Below are 23110 nucleotides of genomic sequence, written 5' to 3' on the forward strand. Positions count from 1 at the left end.
TTTCTATGCTTCAATCCATTAGTCAAAAGCTCCAAAACTTACCGAGTGAAAAGAAGCAGTTCTTCTCACTCGGTGCCGCGACCGGGATAGTAAAAGCCCTCGCCGCTTTCTTCGCTTTCTTACTCACTCTAGTAGTATCGAGATACTCTGACGCCAACACCGCGGGTCAGTTCTTTTATCTGTTTAACCTTGTTTCCTTAGTCGCCATTATTGCTCAATTGGGCTTCAATATTTCTCTGGTTAAGTTCAATGCCATCGCGTTTAAAAGCCAAAACAGGATCGAGCAAAGTAACAATTATCGGATTGCTTTAGTGCGCAGCCTTTTGTTCAGCTTTCTCGCATGTGCTCTTATTTACTTGGCGTTTATCACCTTCCCAAGCCAACTCAACACCACTAACGTATCTGATTTCTCCCTTATCTTCGCGCTTGCGGCTATCCCTCTTCTCGTGATCGGTCAAACCAACAGTCGAGTGCTACAAGCAAGCAAGAGAATGATTTCATCTCTTATCGCACTGCAATTGGGCGTCAGCTTTCTTATGGTGCTGTTGATTGTTGCTGCAAGGCCATCATTGTTGATCACCACAGATACACTGATGACGTTGCTATTAATTGCGGCAGCGATTGTTGCGTTACAGTCGACGCTTCAATGGGTTCGTTCTGGCGAATACCAGCATGGAAAAACGAGTGCAAACAGCGAACTCTCCTATTCAGCCAAACAAGTCTGGATTGGCAGTATCTTCACCAATTTGGTCCAGTGGGGAAGCTTAGTCATTGCAGGATTCTTCATCTCAACATCTGAGCTTGGCTTACTTGCCGCAGCACAGAGGACATCATTGCTCATTGGTTTTGTCCTCATCACCATCAACTTCGTTGTCGCGCCTATGTTTGCCTCACTCTACAAAGAGGGCAAGATGGATCGATTACGTAATCTGAGCCGTCTTGCATGCCGTGCGAATATCGCAGCCGCAACCATTCCGGTGATTGTTTGTGTGTTGTTCCCCGAGTTTGTGATGCAGTTATTTGGCAAAGAGTTTGTTGCTGCTGCCCCACTCCTTATCGCCCTGTCTTTAGGGCAATTAATCAACGTGGCAACAGGCTCGGTTGGTTTCCTATTACTCATGAGCGGGCACGAAAAAACAATGAAATACATCACTATCGTGTCTGGCGTTGTTTCTATCTTGCTGCTGATTGCTCTATCTCAATTCTATGGCGTTCTGGGTGCAGCTTGGGCCATTGCGATTGGCTTAGCGATTCAAAATCTAGCCGCGCTGTATTTTGTGAAACGTTACTTAGGCTTCTTTCCTGTGGGGTAAACATGACAAATACGATTGCAAGAGTGAGTTTTATTGGCGTATTGCTACTGACCGTGTCTCTATCACTTTGGAAGAGCTCAGACATCGACCATAACATGTATCAAAGCATGGAGAACTACGTCGGTGGTTCGAGCACGTTACACTTCACCTTTAGCCTATTGATAGGGTTTCTTGCGGTGTTTAATTTCCCGAAATGGGTGAGGGCAACAAAAGCAGATATGTTTGGCATTCGCCTGCTGATTATTCTGCTGTGTATTGTTTCTCTTGAAGAGTTTAGTCAGCTGTTTATCGAAACTCGCTCATTCAGTTTTGATGACTTAAGCACCAACTGGATAGGTATCATTTTGGGCTATTTCTGTGCCAAACTTATAAAACTCTTTGCTAATCAGTGATTTTTTCCGGCGTACACACCACTCTAAATCGACAAACTACACGCCTGTCCTCCACAGGCGTTATACTCTCTCTATCCTTTCTCCACTCTGTACAGCGCCTTGATTTTAAAAAGAACACTTTCTCGAATTGCATTCAAATCCGCTATTGCCTTATTTGCTACGCTCTCGTGCCTAACACAAGTACAAGCACAGGAAGACAAACTCACCGTCATCAACAGTTATATCGACGATCTCTTCACATACAACAAAGCCATGGGCAGCTTCACTATTTTGGATAAAGGTAACGTGGTGTTGGACAAACAAACTGGTTACTCAAACCGTAAAGTTGGTTTATTAGCCAGCCGTGGTTATGTTCCTGCAGACAGCTCAAGCCCATACAAAGTAGCATCTATTTCCAAAACCATGACGGCTACCATGGTGATGCAGCTAATTGAAGCAAATAAGCTTAGTTTAGACACCAAACTGAACGACTTCTTTCCTGAGATTAGCAACGCTGAGCACATCAGCATCAGAGATTTGCTCCAACACCGCTCTGGGTTGGTGAACTTTATTGATGAACCCGACTTTCTGAGTTACTACACAAAGCCTCAAACGCAAGCACAAATGATGGCGAGATTGGCAGCGCTGCCCTCTAACTTTCCGCCAGGTAGTCAATATGAATACTCAAACGCAAATTACCTTTTGCTAGGCTATATCATTGAAAAAGTGACGGGAAAGAGCTTTGACGAGGTACTCCGCGCTCAAATCACGCAACCATTGAACTTAACGCACACTCAGTATTGTCTTGATCTCAAGGCGTGCGATGTTCACATTGCGTCGTTCTATTACTGGAACAACGCATGGGTGGCAATCACACCACACTGGTCGCCAACCGTAACAGGTGCAGCGGCGAGCATTACGTCAACAACACTCGACGTTTCTCGGTTTATTCGGGCAATGTTCCAAGGTGAGTTGCTCCCGAAAGAAACAGTGCAAATGATGTCGAAGGAGTATTTTGGTATTTACAGCCCTGAATACTCGCAACTGGAACGCTATGGACACGATGGCATCTTGGAAGGTTATCGCTCGTCAATGCTGTACTTCCCCAAACAAGATGTTGCGATAGTCATCTCAATCAACGGACTTCATGAAACCTATGACGACATTGTGAGAAACATTGTCGGTTTGTACTTTGATGAGAAGGTTGAATTGCCAGATTATGACCGCCCAAACATGACAATGAATGAAGGGCAACTTAAGGCCTTCACGGGAACATATAAAGCCTTGGATGGCAAAAAGGTAGTAGAGGTGTTCATTGATGATGGAGCATTAAAAGCTCAGATGGTAGGTCAACCCTCATTTACTTTCATTCCAATGACGGAAAACGAGTTCGAGAACAAAGCTTTCGGCATCATTTTAACCTTCAGCCCTGTCAAAAATGAACAGGGAAAGACCAATAACGTTAAAGCGAAAAGTGGCAATCATACTGAGACCTACTACCGACTACGCTCCTCGAAATAGCGACTCAGTGCAGGTTTCCTCGGTTAGCACTTTTTTGGATATTTTTCTTAGAGGGCGAGATATACTCTCGCTCTATTACATTAATATGAGCATTGGTTATGTCTTCACATCCAACTAAAATCACCTTCTTTGAATTCCTAACACCACTTATCACTGCGGGTAAAAAGACGATCACGATTCGTGATGAATCAGAGAGCCACTACGTGCCAAACACTGAAGTGGAAGTGTTCACCCTAGAAACAGACCGTAAGGTGTGCGACATCAAAATCCTATCAGTGGCTCCACTGAAGTTTGATGACATCAACGAGTTCCACGCAGAACAAGAAGCGATTGAACTGCCAAAACTGAAAGAGCTTATTCGCGAGATCTATCCGAATATCGATGAACTGTATGTGATTGAATACGAACTGATCAAGTAAGAACCATAATTTACTAGACGACTGGTCTAATCGCTTTTATAGTATTGCTCATGAACGCAAAAACGAACGATACACGCCAACACATTCTCGATGTCGGCTACCAATTGGTAGTGACCAAAGGTTTTACGAGCGTTGGGCTCTCAGAACTTTTAAAGGCAGCGGATGTGCCGAAAGGCTCTTTCTACCATTACTTTAAGTCGAAAGAGCAATTTGGTGAGGCATTGATTGAAGATTACTTCTCTCGCTACCTTGAGATGATCACAGCCCACTTTACTGAAAGTGAAGGCTCTGGTTGCGACCGCCTTTTGAGCTATTTTGAGCGCTGGATGGCGATTGAAAATGGCCAATGTAACGCCAACAAATGCTTGGTCGTGAAGTTGAGTGCTGAAGTCTCTGATCTTTCAGAAGCAATGCGCGTAAAACTGGCTTCGGGTGCCACTCAAGTAGTGAAAGCCATCGAAGATTGTGTCAAAGCGGGCATTGAAGACAGCTCTATCCAAGTCGAGTCAGCAGAACAAACCGCCCACTTGATTTACCATCAATGGATTGGCGCAAGCTTACTCAACAAACTGTATCAGGATCGTTCCGGTTTAATGCGTAGCTTTGAGGGCACTCAAAGTATGCTAAAAGGCAAATAACGAACCACACTTAATCCGCCTTATCTTTACCCAAAAAGTACGGCGGATTTTTTAGGAATCAAAACTAGACGACTGGTCTAATAATTAATATAGGAACTTACCATGACCCAAACGCTCAACCGTCAAATCGTATTGGCTAACCGTCCAAAAGGCTCGCCTGTCCCAGAGAACTTCCGTTTAGAACAAACTGCCATCCCTACTCCGAGTGAGGGTGAAGTGCTTTTACGTAGCGTGTATCTCTCTCTTGACCCATATATGCGCGGCCGTATGAATGAAGGCAAATCCTACGCTGATCCGGTAGAGCTAAACGATGTGATGGTTGGCGGAACCGTTTGTCAGGTGGTGGAATCGAAGAACTCTGACTTCCAAACTGGCGAATGGGTGGTAGCTTACACAGGCTGGCAAGATTACGCGCTATCTAACGGCGAAGGTCTGTTTAAATTAGGCAGCGAGCCGACGCATCCATCTTATGCCCTCGGTGTGCTTGGTATGCCTGGTTTTACCGCTTATGTGGGTTTATTGGAAATTGGTCAGCCTAAAGCTGGCGATACCCTAGTTGTCGCAGCTGCAACCGGTGCGGTTGGTTCTATGGTTGGTCAAATTGGTAAGCTAAAAGGTTGTCGTGTAATCGGTGTCGCTGGCGGCTCAGAGAAGTGTCAGTACGCAAAAGAGACCCTAGGCTTTGATGAATGTCTTGATCACACCGCAGATGACTTTGCAGAGCAGCTAGCAGCAACATGCGACAAAGGTATCGATGTCTACTTTGAAAACGTAGGCGGTAAAGTCTTTGACGCGGTATTACCTCTGCTAAATGTCGGCGCCCGCGTGCCACTTTGTGGTTTGATTTCTCAATACAACACGACAGCATTACCAGAAGGTCCAGATCGTATGTCGATGTTGATGGGTAACATTCTGGTTAAGCGCATCAAGATGCAAGGCTTCATCATTTTTGACCACTACGAGCAAAGCTACACAAACTTCGTCAAAGATGTAAGCCAATGGCTAGCAGAAGGCGAAATCCACTATCGCGAACATCTAGTAGAAGGTTTAGAAAACGCGCCAGAGGCATTCATCGGTCTACTGGAAGGCAAAAACTTCGGCAAGCTTGTTATTCAAACCAATCAACCTGTATAAGAAAGGATTCTTCTATGATTAAACTGCATCATTTAAACCAGTCTCGCTCAAAACGCATCATTTGGTTGTTAGAAGAGTTGGGGGTGGATTATGAGATCGTGCCTTACCTTCGTGACAGCGTCACCTTCCTTGCGCCACCTGAGCTCAAGAGCATTCACCCACTCGGCAAGTCACCTGTATTGGAAGATGGCGACGAGATCGTTACAGAGTCTGGTGCTATCACTGAATACTTAATTGAAAAGTATGCAGATGGACGTTTTGCACCAGAGCGTGGCAGCAAAGCTTACACGCAATACATTCAATGGCTGCATTTTGCAGAGAGCTCAGCCATGGTTCCCCTGCTGCTCAAGATGTTTGTTGCTAAAGATGGCGCACAGACCAATTTCCTTGCGGATTACGCCGATGCGGAAACCATGAAAGTCATGGGCTACGTTGATCAAAGCCTAGAAGGGAAAACCTACTTTGTAGAAGAGCGACTAACAGGCGCGGATTTCATGATGTCTTTTGTCGTCGATGTCCTAAACAAGTTTGGCGTCATTGAGCGCTTCCCAAACATCCAACGTTATGGTGCACAGCTCGCGACTCATCCTGCGTTTACTAAAGCAGAAGAACTTGAAGTGAAATTCGGTTAATCGAGTTGAGACCTTCTCAACCGTTGAGAATTTCTGTCTATTTCGGGAATCTTTGAAACAGACAGAAATCATTCACACCAAGCATGCCTGAATACCATTTATAATCCACACGACAAATAATGCTAATTGACACAAAACCATTAATTAACAACCACTTAAAGCATAGGTGATACCTATCACACTGATTGCTAATAACAGTTTTTTTCTTCTCAATTGCAGCGTTATTCTCCTCGCATAACTTTCGGATTCATCCAAAAGACAAGATTTATTATCACTATTGCAAGGAAATTCAAATGAGCAAGAAATTGACTACAGCAGCAGGTTGCCCTGTCGCACATAACCAAAACGTTATGACTGCAGGTCCTCGTGGCCCTCAACTATTACAAGACGTTTGGTTCCTTGAAAAATTGGCACACTTTGACCGCGAAGTGATCCCTGAGCGTCGTATGCACGCAAAAGGTTCTGGTGCTTACGGTACGTTCACAGTAACGCACGACATCACAAAATACACTCGCGCTAAAATCTTCTCTGACATCGGCAAAAAAACAGAACTATTCGCTCGCTTCACTACTGTAGCTGGTGAGCGCGGTGCAGCAGACGCAGAACGCGACATCCGTGGTTTCGCACTAAAATTCTACACTGAAGAAGGTAACTGGGACTTGGTTGGTAACAACACACCAGTATTCTTCCTACGTGACCCACTAAAATTCCCAGACCTAAACCACGCAGTAAAACGCGACCCTCGCACTAACATGCGTAGCTCTACCAACAACTGGGATTTCTGGACATCACTACCAGAAGCATTCCACCAAGTGACTATCGTAATGAGTGACCGTGGTATCCCAGCGTCTTACCGTCATATGCATGGTTTTGGTAGCCACACATTCAGCTTCATCAACGCAGAAAACGAGCGTTACTGGGTGAAATTCCACTTCAAAACTCAACAAGGCATCAAGAACCTGACAGACCAAGAAGCAGAAGCGATCGTAGGTAAAGACCGCGAAAGCCATCACCGTGACCTTTACGAAGCGATTGAGCGTCAAGACTTCCCTAAATGGAAGATGTACGTACAGATCATGCCTGAGCTAGAAGCGGATGAAGTCAACTTCAACCCATTCGACCTAACACGTGTATGGTCTCAAAAAGACTACCCACTGATCCCAGTTGGTGAGTTTGAACTGAACCGTAACCCAGAAAACTTCTACGCAGAAGTTGAGCAATCAGCGTTCAACCCAGCTGCAGTAGTACCTGGTATTGGCTTCTCTCCAGATAAGATGCTACAAGGTCGTCTGTTCGCTTACGGCGATGCTCAACGTTACCGTCTGGGTGTGAACCACCATCAAATCCCAGTGAACGCACCTCGTTGCCCTGTTCACAGCTACCACCGCGATGGCGCAATGCGCGTTGATGGCAACTTTGGTTCAACACTAGGTTACGAGCCAAACTACAAACAAGAATGGGCAGAGCAACCAGATTACTCTGAGCCACCTCTACGCATCAATGGCAACGCTGATCACTACGATCACCGTGTAGACGAAGACTACTTCAGCCAAGCGGGTGACCTATTCCGTCTGATGAGCGAAGAGCAACGTCAAACTCTGTTCGACAACACAGCTCGCGCAATGGATGGTGTGCCAGAGTTCATCCAACAACGCCACGTTCAACACGCATACCAAGCGGACGAAGCGTACGGCAAAGGTCTTGAGATTGCACTAGGCTTAAACAAGTAAGCGAACGCTGTAATCATCACACTGTGTGATTAAAAGACATAAAAAAGGAGGTGCTCTACAGCACCTCCTGATTTCAAATCACGAATCCTTAATCACTAGTCACAGACCATGCTCAAGGAGATTCATTATGATTAACTTAGATTTCTTTAAGCTCTTTGATACCAAAGAACTGTTTATCTATTACTGATTCATCAACTACTGATTTTTAGCTACCGCTTTGATCAGTACTGATGTATCCATGCGACCTAAACCATCTCGTTGAAGGTCTGCGTATTGCTCGTCCACTTTCTTAGTCAGTGGAAGTTCTAGACCCACTCGCTCTGCTTCTTGCAGACAGAAACCCAAATCTTTGCGCATCCAATCGATAGCGAAGCCAAAATCGAACTTATCTTCCGCCATCGTATTTGCGCGGTTTTCCATCTGCCATGAACCTGCAGCGCCATGCTTCAACGTTTCTACAACTTGAGCGATGTCCAAGCCTGATTTTTGAGCCAGTAGCAAAGCTTCACTCAGACCTTGTAAAACACCACCAATACAGATTTGGTTTACCATCTTACAACGTTGGCCCTGACCGTTTTCACCCAGTAGCGTCATCTGCTTCGCGTACACATCCATCGCTGGAGATACACGGTCAAAAATGCTTTGTTCACCACCACACATGATGGTTAGTACACCATTTTCTGCACCCGCTTGACCACCAGAAACTGGCGCATCAATGAAGTGATTGCCGTACTTAACACACGCTTCAGCCAGCTCAACCGCTAGGTCTGCAGAAGTCGTTGTATGGTCCACTAACACTGCATCCGCTTTCAAGCCGACCAGAATGCCTTCTTCACCGTAAACAACGCTACGAACGTCATCATCATTACCCACACAGGTAAAAACGATGTCACAGCCTTCTGCTGCTTCACGTGGTGTTTCACAAGCTACGCCTTGGTATTCTTCAGCCCATTTGTCGGCTTTCGCTTTTGTGCGGTTGTATACTTTGGTTTCAAAGCCCGCTTTGCTTAGGTAACCAGCCATTGGGTATCCCATCACACCCAGACCAATAAATGCTACTCTTAGTTTTTCCATTGCAAGCCTCCTTGAATTCGAAATAAGTGACGTTTTGAAACTATTACTATTTGAAACAGTTAATATTTGAAACATGTTACTAAAGATTTCAGAACATTACTTGCAATACTTTCGTCTTAAATAAGCGCAACAAACTCAATCAAAGGTGAAGCCACCAAAAGTGATAATAAAAGCGTCACAATAGACGGAATCGCATCTTTCCAAGTATCAAAACGAAAATGGAAAAACATCGCACCAACTGAGGTGAAAACAATAAAACTTGCACCTATCGCACTTAACAAGTTGTTCGTCGATAACAAGCCAATTAACATCAAAATTGCACCCGTTACCTCGACCAGTCCAACCAGAAACATAGCGGCACGGTTCAGTCCATATTTATGAAAGAAAGCGAGCTGTGGCTCAAAAATCGGCTTCACCCAACCGATGATTTTGATCGAACTGGCAAACAAGAAAAACGCGATTAACAACCCTTGAATAAACACCATAATTTTAACTCCCGAACAGATGATGGAAGTATTAAAGCATTCCACTTAAAACTTAAGGAGAGTAGTATTTAGCTACTTATCATTCCAAACAGGAATGCGTCATGGATAAATTTGATTGTTTGAAAGTCTTTTCTCGTGTCGCTCAGTTAGGTTCATTTACTGTCGCGGCTAACGAACTCAATACCACTCAGAGTGCGGTGAGCAAAAAGATCGCTTGGCTTGAGAGTGAAGTCGGCATCACCTTGTTTCATCGTCATGCTCGCGCTATCAGCTTAACTTCTGGTGGAAAGCAATATCTCGAGCTGGCGCAGACACTCACAGAACAAATGGATTCCTTCGAGTCGCAGCTTAGACAATAGCAAGCGTCGGTCTCTGGCGAGCTCAAGCTTTCAGTGCCGAGTGCATTTAGCGTTCGCTTGTTGTCTTCGCCACTGAATGAATTTCTCAACCAACATCCAGAGCTTAGCGTTGATGTGTCGGTTTCGGACAAGTTTGTCGATTTAGTTGAAGGCAATGTTGATATCGCGATTCGTGCCGCCTACCTAAAAGACTCGGGTTTAAAAGCGCGTTGGTTGATGGATAACGAATTGGTTTACTTCGCGTCTCCCAGTTACCTCGACAAGCACAAACCTATTCATACCGCTAACGATTTGAGCAAACATCTTTGCTTAACCTACTCACTCTCCAATCCGTCTAACTTGTGGCGTTTCAGCGATGGAAATGAAACCATTAAAGTCAAAGTGAAAGAGCAGGTTCGAAGTGATAGTCCTGAGATGTTGGTGCAAATGGCAAAGCTTGGGCAAGGCATCGCTGCAATGCCAAAATGGATGGTAGAACAAGAGCTTAACAACGGTGAACTGATTCAAGTACTAACACAATATCAATCAGTTAAGCTACCAATGTACTTGGTTTACAAAGATAGTGAGTACCAACCCCAGCGCATTCGCACTTTCATTGATTTCTTGGTTAAACACTTTTCTCAGGGATAAAAAAAGCTCCATCAAAAATGATGGAGCTAACTAGCAGATAGCCTTAGTTAGGGGCTACATACTTAAGGGATTCTTTTCGCCTGCAACAGTGCTGCCGCATTGAGCATCGCGTCTTTAGTGCTGACATCCAGCACCTTCATTTTTCTGAATCGCTCCGGCTCTTTGATGGCGACATCGTGAGCGAAGATAACAAACCTCGCCTTGGCGATATCTTTGTCAGTGATTCGGTTAATGATGCCGTTCGCACCTTGCGTTTCGACCTTGATCTTAATGCCTAACGCACAGGCGGCTTTCTCTAATGACTTCGCTGCTAAGAAGGTATGTGCCACACCTGATGGACAAGATGTCACGGCAAGAATATCTGCCTCACCCTCACCTTGCACAGACGTATAAGCTTGAGATTGACCAACCGGACTGTCGTCTTCTGTGACCGTCTTCTTAAGCGCAATAACAATCAGTGCTGTGGTAAACGAGCCTGCGATTGTGCCAACTATGTAGCCAATCTTGCCATCCACAACAGGCAGTACAATCCAGCCGCCCCACGGAGCGTGGTTAATGACATGGAACATAAAACCAATCACGTTACCGACAATACCACCAGCAACAATCGCAGGCAGTACGCGAGCTGGGTCACCGGCAGCAAACGGAATCGCCCCTTCACTGATGCCAATCATGCCCATGATGCCCGCGGCTTTACCGGCCTCACGCTCATCACGTTTAAACTTACTTGGCGACAAGAAGGTCGCTAACGCCATGCCCAGAGGCGGGGTACAAATCGCGATACCGACGCCACCCATTAACCACGGCTGAGTATTCACTTGAGTCTGAGCAAACAAAGTCGCCACTTTGTTGATAGGACCGCCCATATCAAACGCGGTCATTGCACCCAGCACGGTGCCCAACATCACTTTGCCTGAGCCCGCCATACCCGTGAGCACATCGTTCATGGTTGTCATTGCGCTGGCGATCGGTGAGCCGATCACCCACATCACAGCGCCACAGGTGACAAACGTACCAACCAGTGGGTAGATAAAGATGGAGCCGAGCGAACTCATGCTGTCCGGCAATTGAATCTTCTTCAGTAGCCAAACCACAAAGCCGGCGAAAAATCCGACGACAATCGCGCCCAAGAAGCCAGTGTTGTAATGACTAACCGCAATCCAAGATCCAATCATTCCCGGAGCAAGACCAGGCTTATCAGCGATCGAATAGGCAATGTAACCACCTAATACCGCGGTAAATAGTGTCAGACCAGCAATACCCATTTTGGCGATATCAGCCAGAATGCCTTCTTTCGGAACCCCACCATGACCTGAGATCATCACAGAGAGAGATAGCAATACACCGCCCGCGACAATAAACGGGATCATATGTGAAGTGCCGAACAGCAAGTGCTCTTTCATTCTGCTCAGCTTTTGTGCCCAAGGGCTAAGGGGTTCAGATGCGAATTCCAGAGGATCTAAACCTGAGTCGTTTGCGTTCGACTGAATGTCAGTGAGTAGTTCGTGCGCTTCATCCACTGATTTCGCCGCTTTTAACTTATTGACGAAACCATCTTCAATGATTTTGGTGGAGATTTGTGCCAAGACTTCGATGTGGTGATGATCATCCCCATCCGGAGAAGCCAGCATGAAAAATACGTCAGACAGTTCGCCGTCATCAGCACCGTAATCAATCCCTTTGCGGCTGATGCCCACTGCAACTGCGGGTTTTGCGACCGCATTGCTTTTGGCGTGAGGAATGGCAATACCCTCGTCAAAGCCGGTATTGCCAATCTCTTCTCGTTTCCAAATGTCCGCCAAGAACTGACTTTTGCTAGTGAGCTTGCCCGCCGCGTCCAACAATTCGACGAGCTCTTTGAGCGCTTCATCTTTGGTTTGAGCCTGCAAATCCAAGCAAATGGTTTCCGGTTCAATAAGGTTTAATATGTCCATTGTTTGTACCTTGCAATGTTCACGCTCGTGAGTCATGAGTTATTTGTTCCATCTATGACTGTGTACAGAGTAACCAACACTCGTCCTTTCCAATACAGGACAAAAAGTGCATTAACTGGATTAATGTAACATGAGATTTAAACTGTGATAGAGCTCTTGCGATTATCTGCTTTAAATCCATCCTTCCGACGGTCACTATGCTAAAATCCACAAAAAAATAAAGTGGATAGAACATGAAGATCGTAGCGGTGACAGCGTGCCCTACAGGCATCGCTCATACTTATATGGCGGCAGATGCACTAATGAAAGCTGCGCCTAAGCATAACGTACAAATTAAGGTTGAGACGCAAGGCGCGATGGGTATTGAGAATCAGCTCACTCCCCACGATATTGCACAAGCGGATCGTGTCTTAATTGTGTCCGATATTGAGATTGAACAACCAGCTCGCTTTGAAGGCACCAACAAAGTCCAAATCCCGATTGAAGACGTGTTACTCAATGTCGATAAAGTATTTCTTGTACACTGTCGATGATACGCTGTGCTGATGAACGAATACCAAATCACCTTTTTTGTCGACGATATTAATGCCAGTGCTCATGTCGCACAGCCCCTCAATCGCGTCGCCAAAAAGTTCAAAAGCACGTTACACATCATCAACATAACCCAAAATCGCGTCGCTGAACTCACTAAGTCAATCGCGGTTTTACAAGTTGGCTTGCAGCAAGGCGACTTGTGTCAAATCACGGCTATTGGTATTGACGCCGAGCTTGCCTGTTTCGTTATCAAAGATATGATTGCTGAGAACTTCACCGTTGTGGGTTCTCACATCAACTACGAGTTCTCAAGCCAACTTGCTGAGCGTCTTCCGCAAATCTGCCCGCCTTGTGAAATTAAATGGCATTACGCCAAAGCGCACACTGAGCTCACCAAGTTTGAGTGCTTGAAAGGGCTAGCTCAGCTTATTCATCCTATTCACCCAGACGAACTCATTCTCGCCTTTATCAAACGTGAAGAGCGGTCCTCAACCGCAGTAACACCAGGCATTGCTCTACCCCATGTCATGTTCGAAGGTGTGGACCACATTTCTGTCGCAGTTATCGCTAACGAGATTCCGATGGATTGGGCATCCAAAATGGGTGAGGTGCATCTTGCTATAGCATTAGTAATGCCAGCGAAACCCACACGCGAGCACATCATTGCAGCAACCAACTTAACTCGTAATCTACTGACCGACCAAATGGCTGAACGTTTACTGCTAACAAAAAGCAGCGTCGACTTGCAGGCGCTTCTGATGTACGCCATGTCGAGGCTGCTTGCTTAATCTTTACTTGCTTTAAATTGAACCGCGATACTCCGTCGGCGTTCTGCCCGTTCGGTTCTTAAAGACTCGGCAGAAGTAGTTCACATCTTTGAATCCACAGCGCACCGATACCTCATTCAACTTAAAGTTGTATTTCTTGAGCATAAACTTTGCGCGATCTACTCGAACCCACGTAATGTAATCGGCTAACGTCATGTGACCTTGCTGACGGAACAAACGCGACAAATGGTTAGAAGAAATGCTGAACCTCGACGCAATGCTGTCACGCGTAATTGGGCGATGGAAGTTCTCTTGGATGTAGATACAAATGCCCTGATACAGGTCTTGCACTCGGCTGTGCGCCTGCGTCTCTATAGGTGCATCTAACATCGACTTAGCGTATTGCAACAAGGCTTGCAGCAACAACTCATCCATTGGCTTCTTATTACACTCACGAGCCAATGAACTCAGCGCTTCCAAGATATTATCAATGGCAAATCCAGAACGAGTTTGAATACTGTGTTTTTGAATATCGTAAAAGCTCGCTTCCCCTTTACGTTTGGACACGAGACTCAAACCCAATTGACGGCGACCAAAGAGAATACTTAATACCGAGCAGTCTGTATCCCAGTCAGGTTTATTCCAACAGTTAGGCGGAATAAATATCGCATCACCAGTTTTCGCCACGATATGCGTCACTTTGCGATCATGACTTTCCATTTCATTAATATATTCACCAGATAAGACCAATTCTAATCGAGGGAAGTTAACCTGATAGCTAAATTCAGGTGGTGTATGAAAATCACCAGCAAACCATATATTGTGGAATGGTTCTCGCTCGTTTAATACTGATGAAATCAAATCATGAAAAATCATTTTACGTACTCTTAAACACGCATCCATGATGCTATACCTATAGATATACACCCTACTGGATTTTTGTGCTATTGAGCAAAATCACACTTCCATTTTAAGGTTACAAAAATCCAGTTAACGCATCAATTTTCCAGTCTGGCAAATCATCAGCAAAGCCCTTAAACCCTTATATATGGGAGCAATAACACATTTCATTTATGGTTCATCGACTTCCACATAATGTCACAGATATGCAGTAAGTTTATCCAGTAGACGATCTACATCACACTCTAGTCGGGCGGTTACAATCGTCCAGTAAATGCATTTTTTCTTCACTACTGTCTCCGCTTGGTTAATTTCAAAATACCCCTGAAATAAAAATTATATTTATAGGGGTTCGACAATGATCACCAAACTAATAAATGAAGACTTGATTAAGCTTGATCTTCAAGCGACTTCAAAAGAAGACGTATTTAAAGAACTGGTTGCAGTTCTACACGCCCAAGGTCGTATTTCAGACCAAGAGCAATTTCTTGCAGATATAAAAGCACGTGAAGAATTAGGTAACACCGGATTTGAGGATGGCGTTGCTATCCCACACGCGAAAAGTGCCGCGGTTCTTGAACCAGCGGTTGTGATCGGCGTAAGCAAATCAGGTATCGAATACGGCGCAGAAGACGGTTTGCCTTCAAAACTGTTCTTCATGATCGCTTCTCCAGACGGTGGCGATAACCACCATATCGAAGTACTTGCAGAGCTGTCTTCAAAACTGATCGAAGATGGTTTCATTGATGCGTTCTTAGGTGCAGCAAACAGCCAAGACGCACTGGCACTTCTACTTGCTAAAGAAGAGCCTCAAGTAGTGACAGACGCACCAGCCAACCAAGGTTTCATCATTGGTGTTACTGGTTGTCCTGCGGGCGTTGCGCACACTTACCTAGCGGCAGAAGCGCTAGAGAAAGGTGCAGCGGCGATGGGTTACGAAATCAAAGTTGAAACGAACGGTTCAATCGGCGTGAAAAACAGCCCAACCGAAGAAGAAATCGAGCGTGCAGACGCAATCATCGTGGCATGTGACAAGCAAGTCGACATGAACCGCTTTGCGGGCAAACGCATGGTTAAAACTAACGTAAAAGCCCCTATCCGCGATGCTCAAGGTCTGATTAACGAAGCGTTAAACGCTCCAGAATACCAAGCAGAAGCAAGCAGCAATGCACAAGCGTCTGTTGCAAACAAAGCCTCTCAGGCTCGCTCTGACCTTTACCGCTACTTGATGAACGGCGTATCACACATGATCCCATTCGTTGTCACGGGTGGTCTGTTGATTGCACTTGCTCTTGCAGTCGGTGGTCAGCCAAGTGAAGCGGGCATGGCAATTCCTGAAGGCAGCATGTGGAACCAAATCCTCAACGTAGGTGTGGTTGCCTTTACGCTGATGATCCCAATCCTTGCTGGTTACATTGCTTACGCGATTGCTGACCGTCCTGCTCTGGCTCCTGGCTTGATCGGTGGTTGGATTGCAAACAACGGTTCTTTCTACGGCGCAGACGCTGGTACAGGCTTTATCGGTGCCATCATCGCTGGTCTGCTTGTGGGTTACTTCGTGAAGTGGATTACGTCGATTAACTACCACAAATTCATTCAACCTTTAGTGCCAATCATGATTGCGCCAATCACAGGTTCGTTGTTCATCGCTGGTCTTTTCATCTTCGTTATCGGTGCACCAATCGCAAGTCTAATGGACGGTCTGACTGCGCTACTAACAAGCATGAGTACAGGTAACGTCGTTCTACTAGGCATCGTACTTGGTGGTATGGCTGGCTTCGATATGGGTGGTCCATTCAACAAGGTCGCATTCCTATTCTCTGTGGGCATGATTGCGAGCGGTCAAACTCAATTTATGGGTGCGATGGCGTGTGCAATCCCTGTTGCACCTCTAGGCATGGCACTGGCAACGGCGCTTGGTCGTAAGTTCGACCTGTTCGAAGAATCAGAAACCGAAGCGGGCAAAGCTGCAGGCGCTATGGGTCTGGTTGGCATCTCTGAGGGTGCGATTCCATTCGCAGCACAAGATCCGATGTCAGTGATTCCTGCAAACGTACTTGGCTCAATGGTAGCGGCAGTAATGGCGTTCTCATTCGGCATTACCAACAGTGTTGCTCACGGCGGTCCAGTTGTCGCTCTACTTGGCGCGATGAACCACCCAGTACTTGCTCTGATTTGCATGGCAGCTGGCGCAGTGGTTACCGCAGTAACGTGTGTAACTCTGAAGAAAGTTCGCAAAGCAAAAATGATGCAAGCAGCCGCTTAATCGCCCCTACCCCCAAATGGCTCCTATGGCTTGGGCAATGTCGCCCAAGCCATGATTTTCTCTCATGGTGACACTCTATGTCTGATTTAACGATGTCCGATACACAAACGATTCAAACTCAAGCTAAGCATCCGATGTTTTTCCTGATGAACAACGTGATTCAAAACTACGCTTGGGGCAGTACTACTTCTGTTAACCAACTGTTTGGCATTGAAAACCCAACGGGCGAACCACAAGCAGAAGTATGGATGGGCGCGCATCCAAACGGTTGCTCATTGGTGATGGTAAACGGTGAGGAGACCAAACTCTCTTCACTGATTGCTCAAGACATGAATGCCTTTCTGAGTAAAGAAGTCGCAAACCGTTTTGGTGAACTTCCATACCTGTTTAAAGTGCTTGCCGCTGAGAAAGCACTGTCGATTCAGGTTCACCCAAACAAACAACAAGCAGAGCTAGGCTTTGCACTGGAAGAAAAACAAGGCATTCCCCTAACTGCTGCAAACCGTAACTACAAAGATCCAAACCACAAACCTGAGTTGGTTTACGCGCTAACCGAATACCAAGCGATGAATGGCTTCCGCCCAACAAGTGAAATCATCAGCTTCTTCTCTGAACTGGCGATTCCTGAGCTACAAGGCTTGGTGGATGACCTTATCGCAAACCAAACGCCAACTGGCTTGGCGACCTTCTTCTCGGGTCTACTGTCACTAGAGGGCGAACAGAAAGAGATGGCGTTGACGGTGCTATTGGCTCAAGCTCGCATCACCGACTTACCTCTGTTCAACCTTATTCTTGAGCTAGAGAAGCAATACCCTGGCGATATTGGTTTGTTTGCACCACTGATGCTCAATGTCATTACCCTACAACCGGGTGATGCTATGTTCTTGGATGCAGAAACGCCACACGCTTACTTAAAAGGTACAGGTCTTGAGATCATGGCAAACTCAGACAACGTACTGCGCGCAGGTCTGACACCAAAATACATGGACGTGAAAGAGCTCGTTGCGTGCACACGCTTCAATGAGAAGCCATTCGACAGCCTATTGCTTGCACCGACTGAAATCGACGATATGTTGGAATACCCAATTCCTGTGGACGATTTCAAATTCTCCATCGTTAAACAAGCTCACCAGCGTACTCTAGAAGTTCAAACCGCTGAGATCCTTATGCCTCTGGACACCAAACTTGTGCTAACTCACGCAAACGGCGAAACATGCGTAATTGAAAAAGGACAATCTGTTTTCATTCCGGCTTACGCAAAACAGGTTACTTTGGATTGTGAAGGTCGTGTCGCACGCGCTTACAGTTAATCGTTATTATTAATAGTACGCCACTAAAACCAACGCCTCGCCACTCGCGGGGCGTTTTGCTTTTAACCCCAATAAATCAATGGTTAATTAAGCACTATAGTCTTGATCCAAAACAGAAAAATTTCCCTACAAAACCAAGAAACTGTGTAAGACTTATTGAGTAGCCCTGTTGATAAAGGTGGCAAGATGACTCATAGAAACGCTCGCTCTCTTCATGCCATTATCGGCGCACTCGTCGGTGATGCAGCATCTCTCGGATTTCATTGGCTTTACGATCAAGAACTCATCAGGCAGTTTGGTTCTCCGCATCCGGAATTTCACCAACCTAACCGAACTGAATACCATGACAAAGGTTATTTTGCCCACGGTAGCAAACAAGTCGGTGACCTCACCCACTATGGCGCACAGCTTGTTGCCATGTTAGATGCTCTGGTTCAAACCGGACACTACGACGAGGCGCGTTACATTCGCTCCTTTCGAGAATGGTTTGATTTTGGCGGTAAATGGCAGGGCTATACAGACAAACCGACAAAGCAAACACTGCTCAACATTCATGAGTTGGAAGCCAAAGAACTGCGTGTGACCTTATGTGGGGCTGACGACACGCAAAATCCAGCACTATCTAAGCTTCCTCCGTTGGTGGCTTTTCATTCTGATGATGACAAACTCGCTAAACTGGTCGACTCCGCCGTGCGGGTTACCAATAACAACGACACCGCAGTTATGTACGCCCAAGCTATCGCAGTGATGATTCAGATGGCGTTGCAAGGCGCTGCGCCCAAAGCGTGTGTAATGGCAGCTCAGACGGTTTCTCCAAAGATTGCTAACGATATTCAACGTGCAGATGCGATGAGCGGCAGAAGCGCCACCAGCGTTGCGGAGTCGGTTGGGATGCATTGCGGTTTAGACGCTTCATTTGTGGTGATTTGTCATTTGTTGATGAACTCAGAAAGCTACGAAACTACCATGCGTGAGAACATTTACTGTGGCGGCGATTCAAGTGGACGAGCTATTCCGCTCGGTGCCATTCTTGGGGCAAGTTACTACGACACACCAATGTCGATTCCAAATCATTGGATGGATCAAACCGCGCTACCTCGCCGTTTACTGCAATGTTTATAACCCTCTTCAACCAACGAAAAGAACAGAACCCAAGCTCTGGTCTTTTCGTTGGTGATGATTTGAATCTCGCCTGACAGAAATAATCCTCGAAATCTTTACGCTATCCACCTACATTGAAGATAAAGCAAATCAAAGAGATAGCCTATGGACCTTAACTTGTTAAAAACGTTTGATGCGGTCATGAAGTCAAAAAGCGTCAACGATGCCGCTACCGCGTTAAACATCACTGCGCCCGCCGTGAGTCACGCACTCAACAAGTTAAGAGATCAATACCAAGATCCCCTCTTTGTTCGTCAAGGCAGAGGCATCGTCCCGACGAATTTTGCGATTGAGCTACATGCAGAAATCAAAGAGCCTTTAAGTCTATTGATCAACGGTTCGAAATCTCGTCAAGAATTCACGCCAGAAACCAGCCAACGCACCTTTCGAATCTCTAGCCATAAAGATATCGATTTAATGCTTGTACCAGCCTTGGCGAAATACAAATCCCAGCATGCGCCATTGGTATCTATTGAAGCGGATGTGGAACACTTGAACGAACAAGACCGCCAAGACGATTTAAGACGCCGGCGCGTGGATGTGATTCTTGCTACCGTGCCTTTGACGGATCATGGTTATCACAATGAATTGTTGTTTGAACAAGAACTTATGGTGACAGTGAGCCAAGATCACCCTCGTATTCAGGTCGCACTCACGTACGACGACTTTATGCGTGAATCTCATGTAACTTGGCGAACGCAGCGGCTCAACACCAACGCTTTAGACTCTCTGATCATCGAAGATACGCTCCCCCCGAGGCAAGTGGCTTACTCCACCGGCTCGACCATGACAGCGCTACAGTTAGTGTCTCAAACCGACTGGATATGCGTTACCTCGCGTTGGTTCTCTGACAACTTGGCAAGCAAGCTCGGATTGAACGCTTTCCCTTTGCCCTTTGAAGCCAATAAGGTGCCTATTTATATGACTTGGCACCAATCACAAAAGAACGACAAAGGGCATGAATGGCTAAGGAATGCGATTAAACAAGCGGTCACTCAATCCATCGAGTAACAGACGAGCAATAGCAGTACACCCATAGAAAAAGGGCAAAGCCTACTGCCTTGCCCTTGATGTCATTAGCCTTCGAATAACCAGTTTTGCCAACTCTGCATTCTCAGAATCACTTTACGTACGATACTGAACATTTCCCATTTCGGTGAGTACACCGCGACGTGTGCATCAGTGCCGGATGGCAATGGCATGTCTTTGACTAAGCCTGGATTATCCAATTCCACTTTCACTAAGATTCGTCCACCAGCAGGAATTTGTTCTGGGTACTTCATATTGCCTGATGGTGATACCGCGCCTTGAGCAAAAATGTCATTTACTTGTGTCACATGCGCCTTGTAAGCATGACCGGGAATGGTATTGAAGGTCACTTCCGCCGGATAGCCGACTTTCACGTATCGTGCTGGCGCTTGTTTAAATGCAGCAAACAGCTGTTTATCTTCTTTATGGACGAAGGTCAGGTTGCCTTGAAATGGCACAATACGACTCTTCATACCCGGACGCAGCGCCACTTGCGTGACATAGCCATCCGTTGGTGCGGTAACGGTGTTTTTGCTCAGATTAAACTGTGCGACCTCAAGCTCTGATTGGTATTTACTTTGATTGGCTTTTTGTTCCAGTAATTGGTGCTCAATGTTGTCAATTTTCTCTTGAGAAGAGTAACCTTTGCTGCCCAGCTTTTTGTATCTCACTAATTCAGATTGGTAAAAATCAATCGCTGATTCCGTGCGTTTGATGTCACCTTGAATACGGTTCACTTTGTCTTTAAACGGCGTGTCGTCAATTTGATAAAGTGGGTCACCCGCTTTCACTTGCTGGTTTCCTTGCACATACACTTGGGTAACCATGCCTTCTACCTGAGACGTGATTGGCGTCGTCACGCTATACAAACGCGCCATACGAGAAACCGGTTGATACATCGCCATGTAGAGAAAAATCCAACCAACGATGAACATGTCAATGACCGACGCCGTGGTGAGTGTCCACTTGGTTTTAGGCACACGAAATACTCGAAACACGATAACGCACAGCGCTACGTAACTTAGGATGATGAGTGTTTCCATTATTCTTCCCCTCTCGCTTGCTCAAGTTGATTGATGCGGGCTAACAGCTGCTCGTAATCTTGTTGAGATATCGAAGGCTTAGCACCTAACCAGTTTTTCTTCTCTCCGTCGTACATGGTTGCCCAGATCCAAAGGAACGGCCAAATCACATGGAGGAAAAACAAGCTCACCCATCCCGCAACATGAATCGCATCGGCATGAGGGTGGTTACGTTTTTTCGCAATTTCGTAGGGAATATCGTGCAGGGCAATCAATCCAAAAATCAGAATCAACAGCACCACAAATAAGATCGCCAGAGAGGCGTAGTCCAGGGTTAAATTCATTGTGGAAGCTCCTAGTTTAAGACGTTCTAGACGTTTAAGACGCACTAAACACTGCTAAAACGTAACTGAGTGATGACTTTCCTTAAGCTTGTCGCTCCGTCGCAATGAAGAAATAGTAGGATGAGGCTTACATCAGGACTATTGATTCCTGTTTAAATGACAGTTTAGTAATATTTAATTGTCCATAAAATCATCAAGTTAGACCTCTATACCCATTCAAGTTCTGAATAGTTTCAGAATAAGCAGAACAGGATTGAATCTAGCTTTCTACAAGCAGAAAAAAAGCGATACCAATATTGATATCGCTTTGGATAAGGTTGCAAGACCAGTAAATATTCCGAAAAAATCGATTGGACCCCTCCATCTCTCTAAACGGGTATTAATAACCCGGCACAAGCAACAAACCTAAAATCACTTTTATCTGTTTACTGACCTAAACAAGTGTCACCAATACGCGCTGGAGCGATCTGGTCTAAGACTTTGTTTAACGCTTTCCAATCACTTGCCATCTTGTTGGCTTGCTCTTGCGTTAGCACCGTGCCATTGGCAGCAATGCGGTCGTGCTCCACCTTGGTGTAGTGGAAAATCGTCATATCAATCGCTTTGTCGTCTTTGTAAGCATTTTCCATGTTGACGACGTTCTTTTTGCTGTCATCGACAAACACGACGTCACTGAAACTTTGACCTGTTTTATCCAGAATGTACTCAAGCATGGTGCCCTTGTTCATTCCCGTGGTCATCATGACGCCGTTGATGTAACTCATCGGACGCTCAGGGCTATCAATGTAAACCGGCAAAGATTCCGCCCCTTTTTCCTTAAGCGCGGTACGAGTCATATCGAATTGGTTACGCATTAACTCTCGTTCGGTTGCGTAACGATAGTTCGGAGAGCGAGACGTTAACGCCATAACCGTTAAGCCCTCATCTTGCCAACCACGAAGCATGGCAGGTACATCACTTTCAATGGTTTTCATCGGAACCAGTTCGTATAACATGCCAATAGAGTCTTGGAACAGGCAGTCTACTTTGTCAGATTCTTTTGGCTTCACATCGAGTTTGCCTCGTTGCCATTGGTACCAAATATCACCACCGATATCGGACGTTGAAGTCAGCAATGTGTTATCAATATCGACCACAATCAGGGGACTTTTTCCTGCTTGTTTGAGTTGGTTTACTTTAGCCGCAACGTCGTTAAAGCTGTTGGTATCTTTGACAACCACATCCGCCATTGCACTGGTAGCAAAAGACAGAGCGCAAAATAGAACCGCTTTTTTTAGCGTCATAGTATTTCCTTAGTTTGATTGTTTTGACTAGCTCGAGTTCGTCAAACAACATTTACGTTATAACATAACAAAAACACAGTAACTTGTTGTTACGTTCCGACTATATAGTTGATGTACATCACATAAATGGGAGCAAGGTTTCATTTTGGAGCTCCGCTCATCGGATCTCCCACAAAGTTTCTGTGCTTCAATGCGCCAGCTTGCGACAAACAAAAAAAAAGAGCAGAGACGAATCTCTAATGCCGTTCACTTAA

The 23110-nt window shown here is 45.8% G+C and carries 21 protein-coding genes and 1 pseudogene; 15 read left to right on the forward strand and 7 right to left on the reverse strand.

From position 1 onward, the window contains the following. Positions 1 to 5 precede the first annotated feature (5 nt). The 8 genes from H735_RS07155 to katE2 all read left to right on the forward strand — a co-directional run bounded on the left by H735_RS07155 (position 6) and on the right by katE2 (position 7758). Positions 6 to 1313: an MATE family efflux transporter gene (locus H735_RS07155; protein WP_020194045.1), complete on the forward strand. Its 1308-nt coding sequence runs from the start codon at positions 6 to 8 to the stop codon at positions 1311 to 1313. 2 nt (positions 1314 to 1315) lie between these two features. Beyond that, the gene (locus H735_RS07160) at positions 1316 to 1705 is read left to right on the forward strand and encodes a VanZ family protein (protein WP_020194044.1); all 390 of its coding nucleotides are present in this window, start codon (positions 1316 to 1318) and stop codon (positions 1703 to 1705) included. 99 nt (positions 1706 to 1804) lie between these two features. Then, positions 1805 to 3205, forward strand: a complete 1401-nt coding sequence (locus tag H735_RS07165; RefSeq protein WP_020194043.1) for a serine hydrolase domain-containing protein — start codon at positions 1805 to 1807, stop codon at positions 3203 to 3205. Positions 3206 to 3303: 98 nt separating this feature from the next. After that, positions 3304 to 3624 carry a N(4)-acetylcytidine aminohydrolase gene (yqfB, locus tag H735_RS07170; RefSeq protein WP_005432046.1) on the forward strand — a complete coding sequence of 107 codons (321 nt, stop codon included), beginning with the start codon at positions 3304 to 3306 and terminating at the stop codon, positions 3622 to 3624. Positions 3625 to 3674: 50 nt separating this feature from the next. Next, the gene (locus H735_RS07175) at positions 3675 to 4262 is read left to right on the forward strand and encodes a TetR/AcrR family transcriptional regulator (RefSeq protein ID WP_020194042.1); all 588 of its coding nucleotides are present in this window, start codon (positions 3675 to 3677) and stop codon (positions 4260 to 4262) included. Positions 4263 to 4364: 102 nt separating this feature from the next. After that, a complete protein-coding gene (locus tag H735_RS07180) occupies positions 4365 to 5396 on the forward strand; it encodes an NADP-dependent oxidoreductase (RefSeq protein WP_020194041.1) in 1032 nt (343 codons plus the stop codon). A gap of 14 nt (positions 5397 to 5410) precedes the next feature. After that, complete coding sequence (locus H735_RS07185; RefSeq protein ID WP_020194040.1) at positions 5411 to 6028, forward strand: glutathione S-transferase family protein; 618 nt, start codon at positions 5411 to 5413, stop codon at positions 6026 to 6028. 293 nt (positions 6029 to 6321) lie between these two features. Then, positions 6322 to 7758 (forward strand): catalase KatE2, encoded by a 1437-nt coding sequence (gene katE2 / locus H735_RS07190; protein ID WP_009704876.1) that lies wholly within the window; start codon positions 6322 to 6324, stop codon positions 7756 to 7758. Positions 7759 to 7953: 195 nt separating this feature from the next. On the opposite strand, the gene H735_RS07195 is transcribed toward katE2, so the two are convergent. Together H735_RS07195 and H735_RS07200 are read right to left on the reverse strand one after the other, a co-directional pair. Beyond that, positions 7954 to 8832, reverse strand: a complete 879-nt coding sequence (locus tag H735_RS07195; protein ID WP_010452745.1) for an NAD(P)-dependent oxidoreductase — start codon at positions 8830 to 8832, stop codon at positions 7954 to 7956. Positions 8833 to 8948: 116 nt separating this feature from the next. Further along, on the reverse strand, positions 8949 to 9317 hold the full coding sequence (locus H735_RS07200) for a DoxX family protein (protein ID WP_020194039.1): 369 nt from the start codon (positions 9315 to 9317) through the stop codon (positions 8949 to 8951). 101 nt (positions 9318 to 9418) lie between these two features. Here H735_RS07200 and H735_RS07205 point away from each other — a divergent pair. Continuing rightward, positions 9419 to 10306 (forward strand): annotated as a pseudogene (locus H735_RS07205) (LysR family transcriptional regulator). 62 nt (positions 10307 to 10368) lie between these two features. Here the strand turns inward: H735_RS07205 and H735_RS07210 are convergent. After that, positions 10369 to 12240 (reverse strand): fructose-specific PTS transporter subunit EIIC, encoded by a 1872-nt coding sequence (locus tag H735_RS07210; protein ID WP_020194036.1) that lies wholly within the window; start codon positions 12238 to 12240, stop codon positions 10369 to 10371. A gap of 233 nt (positions 12241 to 12473) precedes the next feature. On the opposite strand from H735_RS07210, the gene H735_RS07215 reads away from it, so the two are divergent. Next, the gene (locus H735_RS07215) at positions 12474 to 12773 is read left to right on the forward strand and encodes a PTS fructose transporter subunit IIB (protein WP_005441202.1); all 300 of its coding nucleotides are present in this window, start codon (positions 12474 to 12476) and stop codon (positions 12771 to 12773) included. A 12-nt stretch (positions 12774 to 12785) separates the two neighbouring features. After that, complete coding sequence (locus tag H735_RS07220) at positions 12786 to 13562, forward strand: PTS sugar transporter subunit IIA (protein ID WP_017819357.1); 777 nt, start codon at positions 12786 to 12788, stop codon at positions 13560 to 13562. A 12-nt stretch (positions 13563 to 13574) separates the two neighbouring features. Here H735_RS07220 and H735_RS07225 read toward each other — a convergent pair whose 3' ends face one another. After that, on the reverse strand, positions 13575 to 14417 hold the full coding sequence (locus H735_RS07225) for a helix-turn-helix transcriptional regulator (RefSeq protein WP_005451367.1): 843 nt from the start codon (positions 14415 to 14417) through the stop codon (positions 13575 to 13577). Between the two features lie 382 nt (positions 14418 to 14799). On the opposite strand from H735_RS07225, the gene H735_RS07230 reads away from it, so the two are divergent. From H735_RS07230 to H735_RS07245, 4 genes are all read left to right on the forward strand, one after another. Continuing rightward, positions 14800 to 16707, forward strand: a complete 1908-nt coding sequence (locus H735_RS07230; protein WP_020194035.1) for a PTS fructose transporter subunit IIABC — start codon at positions 14800 to 14802, stop codon at positions 16705 to 16707. A gap of 77 nt (positions 16708 to 16784) precedes the next feature. After that, positions 16785 to 18017, forward strand: a complete 1233-nt coding sequence (gene manA, locus H735_RS07235) for a mannose-6-phosphate isomerase, class I (RefSeq protein WP_020194034.1) — start codon at positions 16785 to 16787, stop codon at positions 18015 to 18017. Positions 18018 to 18203: 186 nt separating this feature from the next. After that, on the forward strand, positions 18204 to 19139 hold the full coding sequence (locus H735_RS07240; protein WP_020194033.1) for an ADP-ribosylglycohydrolase family protein: 936 nt from the start codon (positions 18204 to 18206) through the stop codon (positions 19137 to 19139). 144 nt (positions 19140 to 19283) lie between these two features. Next, positions 19284 to 20189, forward strand: coding sequence for a LysR family transcriptional regulator (locus H735_RS07245; RefSeq protein WP_020194032.1), 906 nt, complete (start codon positions 19284 to 19286; stop codon positions 20187 to 20189). Between the two features lie 65 nt (positions 20190 to 20254). Here the strand turns inward: H735_RS07245 and H735_RS07250 are convergent, their stop codons facing one another. From H735_RS07250 to H735_RS07260, 3 genes are all read right to left on the reverse strand, one after another. Beyond that, complete coding sequence (locus H735_RS07250) at positions 20255 to 21250, reverse strand: HlyD family secretion protein (protein ID WP_020194031.1); 996 nt, start codon at positions 21248 to 21250, stop codon at positions 20255 to 20257. Next, entirely contained in the window at positions 21250 to 21573 is a 324-nt protein-coding gene (locus H735_RS07255) for a DUF3302 domain-containing protein (RefSeq protein ID WP_020194030.1), read from the reverse strand. Before H735_RS07255 ends, H735_RS07250 begins: the two co-directional genes overlap by 1 nt. A 425-nt stretch (positions 21574 to 21998) precedes the next feature. Further along, on the reverse strand, positions 21999 to 22856 hold the full coding sequence (locus H735_RS07260) for a DUF2608 domain-containing protein (protein ID WP_020194029.1): 858 nt from the start codon (positions 22854 to 22856) through the stop codon (positions 21999 to 22001). Positions 22857 to 23110: the final 254 nt, after the last annotated feature.

It is taken from the genome of Vibrio owensii CAIM 1854 = LMG 25443, assembly GCF_000817815.1.
In the GTDB taxonomy this organism is placed as follows: Bacteria; Pseudomonadota; Gammaproteobacteria; order Enterobacterales; family Vibrionaceae; genus Vibrio; species Vibrio owensii.

Excerpts from the sequence above, each read along its gene's own strand:
- H735_RS07195 (WP_010452745.1), bottom strand. The coding sequence starts at position 8,832 with ATGGAAAAACTAAGAGTAGCATTTATTGGTCTGGGTGTGATGGGATAC.
- H735_RS07200 (WP_020194039.1), bottom strand. The coding sequence starts at position 9,317 with ATGGTGTTTATTCAAGGGTTGTTAATCGCGTTTTTCTTGTTTGCCAGT.
- katE2 (WP_009704876.1), top strand. The coding sequence starts at position 6,322 with ATGAGCAAGAAATTGACTACAGCAGCAGGTTGCCCTGTCGCACATAAC.
- H735_RS07250 (WP_020194031.1), bottom strand. The coding sequence starts at position 21,250 with ATGGAAACACTCATCATCCTAAGTTACGTAGCGCTGTGCGTTATCGTG.
- yqfB (WP_005432046.1), top strand. The coding sequence starts at position 3,304 with ATGTCTTCACATCCAACTAAAATCACCTTCTTTGAATTCCTAACACCA.
- H735_RS07240 (WP_020194033.1), top strand. The coding sequence starts at position 18,204 with ATGACTCATAGAAACGCTCGCTCTCTTCATGCCATTATCGGCGCACTC.
- manA (WP_020194034.1), top strand. The coding sequence starts at position 16,785 with ATGTCTGATTTAACGATGTCCGATACACAAACGATTCAAACTCAAGCT.
- H735_RS07225 (WP_005451367.1), bottom strand. The coding sequence starts at position 14,417 with ATGATTTTTCATGATTTGATTTCATCAGTATTAAACGAGCGAGAACCA.
- H735_RS07215 (WP_005441202.1), top strand. The coding sequence starts at position 12,474 with ATGAAGATCGTAGCGGTGACAGCGTGCCCTACAGGCATCGCTCATACT.
- H735_RS07155 (WP_020194045.1), top strand. The coding sequence starts at position 6 with ATGCTTCAATCCATTAGTCAAAAGCTCCAAAACTTACCGAGTGAAAAG.
- H735_RS07245 (WP_020194032.1), top strand. The coding sequence starts at position 19,284 with ATGGACCTTAACTTGTTAAAAACGTTTGATGCGGTCATGAAGTCAAAA.
- H735_RS07180 (WP_020194041.1), top strand. The coding sequence starts at position 4,365 with ATGACCCAAACGCTCAACCGTCAAATCGTATTGGCTAACCGTCCAAAA.
- H735_RS07175 (WP_020194042.1), top strand. The coding sequence starts at position 3,675 with ATGAACGCAAAAACGAACGATACACGCCAACACATTCTCGATGTCGGC.
- H735_RS07210 (WP_020194036.1), bottom strand. The coding sequence starts at position 12,240 with ATGGACATATTAAACCTTATTGAACCGGAAACCATTTGCTTGGATTTG.
- H735_RS07255 (WP_020194030.1), bottom strand. The coding sequence starts at position 21,573 with ATGAATTTAACCCTGGACTACGCCTCTCTGGCGATCTTATTTGTGGTG.
- H735_RS07230 (WP_020194035.1), top strand. The coding sequence starts at position 14,800 with ATGATCACCAAACTAATAAATGAAGACTTGATTAAGCTTGATCTTCAA.
- H735_RS07185 (WP_020194040.1), top strand. The coding sequence starts at position 5,411 with ATGATTAAACTGCATCATTTAAACCAGTCTCGCTCAAAACGCATCATT.
- H735_RS07220 (WP_017819357.1), top strand. The coding sequence starts at position 12,786 with ATGAACGAATACCAAATCACCTTTTTTGTCGACGATATTAATGCCAGT.
- H735_RS07160 (WP_020194044.1), top strand. The coding sequence starts at position 1,316 with ATGACAAATACGATTGCAAGAGTGAGTTTTATTGGCGTATTGCTACTG.
- H735_RS07260 (WP_020194029.1), bottom strand. The coding sequence starts at position 22,856 with ATGACGCTAAAAAAAGCGGTTCTATTTTGCGCTCTGTCTTTTGCTACC.